The sequence below is a fragment of the Lapidilactobacillus mulanensis genome (assembly GCF_003946215.1).
Taxonomy (GTDB): Bacteria; Bacillota; Bacilli; order Lactobacillales; family Lactobacillaceae; genus Lapidilactobacillus; species Lapidilactobacillus mulanensis.
Genome location: NZ_RHOW01000078.1, coordinates 1 through 3441, shown reverse-complemented (window position 1 = coordinate 3441; position 3441 = coordinate 1). Strand labels below are relative to the sequence as shown.

General features: G+C 42.7%; 3 protein-coding genes. 2 read left to right on the top strand and 1 reads right to left on the bottom strand.

Annotated elements, in window-relative coordinates; genetic code table 11:
• Positions 1 to 119 precede the first annotated feature (119 nt).
• Entirely contained in the window at positions 120 to 296 is a 177-nt protein-coding gene (locus tag EKM67_RS10820; protein WP_164506650.1) for an SPJ_0845 family protein, read from the bottom strand.
• Positions 297 to 536: 240 nt separating this feature from the next.
• Between EKM67_RS10820 and EKM67_RS10415 the strand changes: the two genes are divergently transcribed.
• Both EKM67_RS10415 and uvrC read left to right on the top strand, forming a co-directional pair.
• Complete coding sequence (locus EKM67_RS10415; RefSeq protein WP_125578917.1) at positions 537 to 1277, top strand: amino acid ABC transporter ATP-binding protein; 741 nt, start codon at positions 537 to 539, stop codon at positions 1275 to 1277.
• 220 nt (positions 1278 to 1497) lie between these two features.
• The gene (gene uvrC / locus EKM67_RS10410) at positions 1498 to 3282 is read left to right on the top strand and encodes an excinuclease ABC subunit UvrC (RefSeq protein WP_125578916.1); all 1785 of its coding nucleotides are present in this window, start codon (positions 1498 to 1500) and stop codon (positions 3280 to 3282) included.
• The last annotated feature ends 159 nt before the right edge of the window (positions 3283 to 3441 follow it).

Genomic DNA, 3441 nt, shown 5'->3' with positions numbered 1-3441 from the left:
AAAATCCCTCCATAGTTGTTAGATGAATTATTGTATTTCATCTGACAACCATAAAGGGATTATCGCAGTCAAGCAAATGTTAACTTGACGAGGGTGTTTTTAATTAGGTACAGATTAAATTATTTAGGTTGTTCATCTGAGTCAGTTGATTTTTTAGGTGTCTTCTTGTCGTTATTTTCGTCGGCTTTTTCGGTAACCTTTTTTAAAACTTCACTGTCTTTTTTGTCTTCTGGCAATGTGGCAAACTTGTCGAATAAACTGGTTAGTTTATCGTCGCGTTTAATGGTTAATCCCATGGTATTCACCTACCCATCTTTTGAACATATCATAGCATATTCGGCGAGGATCCGCCACGGTGGGAATCATGGTGTGTTTAAACTGAATTGTGTTGAGCACGATGATCGTCAACGGAATACGAGTTAAATCGAGCCGGATTTTTATCATCACGAAAGAATAAATATTCAAAATTAAAGAATTTAGTTGCATATTTATAAATTCAGTGATATAATTTTGACATTCTTAAAGTGGGTGACGAAATGACAACAATCTTAGAAACAAAGCAATTAACCAAAAAGTTTGATGACAATCTCGTTTTGAAAGGGATCGATTCTAAAATTGAGCAGGGCCAAGTTATCGTGGTGATCGGTCCTTCCGGTAGTGGTAAGAGTACCTATTTGCGCTGTTTGAATCTGCTCGAACAGCCAACGAGTGGCGAGGTGGTCTTCGAAGATCAGTCGATCAATCAATTGACCGAAGCACAACTGGATGGTATTCGCGAGAAAATGGGAATGGTTTTCCAATCGTTCAATTTATTTGCGAATTATTCAGTCTTAGACAATATTAATTTGGCACCGATCAACGTTCAGGGCATGACGAAGGCTGACGCCACCAAACAAAGCCAAGATTTATTGCAGCAAGTTGGGGTGGCTGATAAGGCTGACGCACAACCTGCCAGTTTATCTGGTGGTCAGCAACAGCGGGTCGCAATCGCGCGTGCGTTGGCCATGCATCCAGACGTGATGCTGTTTGACGAACCAACTTCGGCACTGGATCCAGAAATGGTCGGCGAAGTTTTGAACGTCATCAAAGACTTGGCGCAAACCGGGATGACGATGATCATTGTCACTCACGAAATGGGCTTTGCAAAAAACGTGGCCGATGAAGTCTGGTTCATGGATGATGGCCAAATCATCGAAAAAGGCACACCAACAGAAGTCTTCGATCATCCGCAAAAAGCACGGACACAAGATTTCCTGTCCAAAGTGTTAGTTAGCTAATTCAGCCGCTATCGAGTCGGCAGAGTTTAAATTTTTCTCATTCTAAGCTACAATACTATTCAGAGTATTGTAGTTTTTGTGTCTGGTTAGGTATTTTGGATTAAACTTGAATGAACGTCTCATTCGGCTGGTCGCGTTAGTTCGGCGTGCTTCAAGAGACTCGCCAAGTGAGATCTAAAAGCCTAAAATTACGAATGAAAATGAATGGGGAGGCTAATTTTTGGCATCGGAACATATTGAACATAAACTAGCCTTACTACCAGCCTTGCCCGGTTGTTATTTGATGAAGAATATCAACGCGCAGGTTATTTATGTCGGCAAGGCTAAAAATTTAAAAAATCGGGTGCGCTCGTATTTCAAGAGTGCGCATACCGGCAAAACAGCGCGCTTAGTCGAAGAAATTGTTGATTTTGAAACGCTCATTACCAGTACTGACAAAGAAGCGTTTCTGCTAGAAATTACTTTAATTCAAAAGCACCAGCCTTATTATAATATCCGTTTGAAGCAGGGCACGGGTTATCCGTACATTAAAATCACCAACGAACGCGATCCGATCATCCAAATTACCGGTCAGATCAAGAAAGATGGTGCGTATTATTTTGGCCCCTATACGAATGTTTATGCAGCCGAAGAAACGATGCACTTTATCCAGAAGGTTTATCCTTTGCGGCGCTGTCAGGGCCATTTAGGGCGTCCCTGCCTGTATTATCATATGGGTCAGTGTCTCGGTGCTTGTTTCAAGGAAGTTCCCGAGGAAACTTATCAACATCAGATCGAGAAAATCAAACGGTTCTTAGACGGTCATGTCAGCGAGATCAAGCGCAAGTTAACTTCAGAAATGAATACGGCCTCGGCTAATTTGCAATTTGAACGGGCGGCCGAATTGCGTGATCAGCTGCATTATATTGAGGCCACGGTTGAAAAGCAGAAAATTATTTCTCATGATAATACGCCACGAGATATTTTCGGCTATTACATGGATAAAGGTTGGCTGTCCGTGCAGGTCTTCTTTATTCGCCAGGCGCGGTTGATGAAGCGGGAGAAACGTATGATTCCGGTCATCAGTACGCCCGAAGAAGAGTTCACAACGTTTATTCTTCAGTTTTATAATCGGAAAAATAATGTGTTACCTCGTGAAATCCTGGTACCGAAGAATATTGAAAGTGAGATTCTGAGTGATATTCTTAAAGTTCCAGTGAGAACGCCGAGTCGCGGTCAGAAACGGGAATTGCTAGAACTAGCGGAGAAAAATGCCAAGTTGGTGTTGGATGAAAAATTCCGATTGCTGGAATTAGATGAGCGTCAAACCATTGGTGCGCAAAATGAAATTTTGTCTGCTTTAGGTTTACCGAATGGACATGTGATCGTAGCTTTTGACCATTCGCATATTCAAGGTGCAGATCCGGTTTCGGCGATGGTCAGCTACTTGGATGGGCGTCCGGATAAAGGCAATTATCGCAAATATAAGCTTCGTGGTGACGTTGAACATCAGCAAGGTGCCGATGAAGCGGCGAACACGCGCGAAGTGATCCGTCGCCGTTTTACACGTTTATTGAAAGAAGCGAAACCACTGCCGGATTTGATTTTGATGGATGGTGGGATCATTGAAATGAATGCCGCCAAAGATGTTTTAGAAAACGAGTTGAATTTATTCACCCCCGTTGCTGGTATGGTTAAAAACGACAAGCATCAGACCGCACAACTGATTTACGGCGATGACGGCCACCATATTCCGCTGGATCCTAAGTCACAGGGCTTTTATTTATTGCAACGGATCCAGGATGAAGTGCACCGTTTCGCCATTACCTTCCATCGACAAACGCATACGAAGAACAGTCTTTCGTCGCGGCTAGAAACAATTCAAGGCGTTGGTCCAAAGACGCGCACGAAATTGTTGAAACATTTCGGTTCTATGAAAAAAATCAAAGAGGCATCCTTGGATGAACTTCAAGAAGTTGGTATTTCCAAAACGATCGCGCAAACGATCAAGCTGGCTTTCCAGTAGTGTCGCTTGTTTGTTTTGTTGATGGTGACTGGAATCAACGGCTCATTCGGTTGGTTGCGTTAGTTCTGCGTGCGAAAAGACCCACAACGATTTGCGATAATCCCTTTATGGTTGTCAGATGAAATACAATAATTCATCTAACAACTATGGAGGGATTTT